Below are 434 nucleotides of genomic sequence, written 5' to 3'. Positions count from 1 at the left end.
TGCTTTCAATCTGATCATTGGTTTGCTGCACCTGACCACTCAGATGGCTCTGCATCTGATTGAGATTCTGCGCCAGTTGTGAGGCCGAGTTGAGCACAGAGCCGCGGATCCCCAGATCCGATGGCAGGTCAGCCAAACTGTTGAGGCCGGAGAAAAAGTCATTCAAGGAAGCTGGCACCGCCTTGCCTATCTGGGAAAACAGCTGATCCAGCTCGCTGAGCTTGGTGTAACTGGCCTCGGCAGCACTGAGCCCTGTTTGGCCGATACGCAGCTCTCTGGCGGCATAATCGTTGTAAATACGCTTAACTTCCTGCACATAGGTACCTGTGCCATAAAAGTTATTGCCAAGACGCATTGAGGTGGAAGTGCCCTGAATTGCCACCTGACGGTGATAGCCTTCGGTATTGACGTTGGCAATATTGTTACTGGTCACC

General features: G+C 52.3%; 1 protein-coding gene. It reads right to left on the bottom strand.

Annotated elements, in window-relative coordinates:
• Window positions 1–434 (bottom strand): flagellar basal body protein (locus K5Q92_RS24065; protein ID WP_220771285.1); only part of this gene is annotated, 434 nt, incomplete at both ends.

Origin of the sequence: Shewanella sp. MBTL60-007, from assembly GCF_019654915.1 — a bacterium.
Lineage (GTDB): Bacteria > Pseudomonadota > Gammaproteobacteria > Enterobacterales > Shewanellaceae > Shewanella.
The sequence above is the reverse complement of the archived record's forward strand: the minus strand, read 5'-3'. Positions and strand labels throughout refer to the sequence as shown.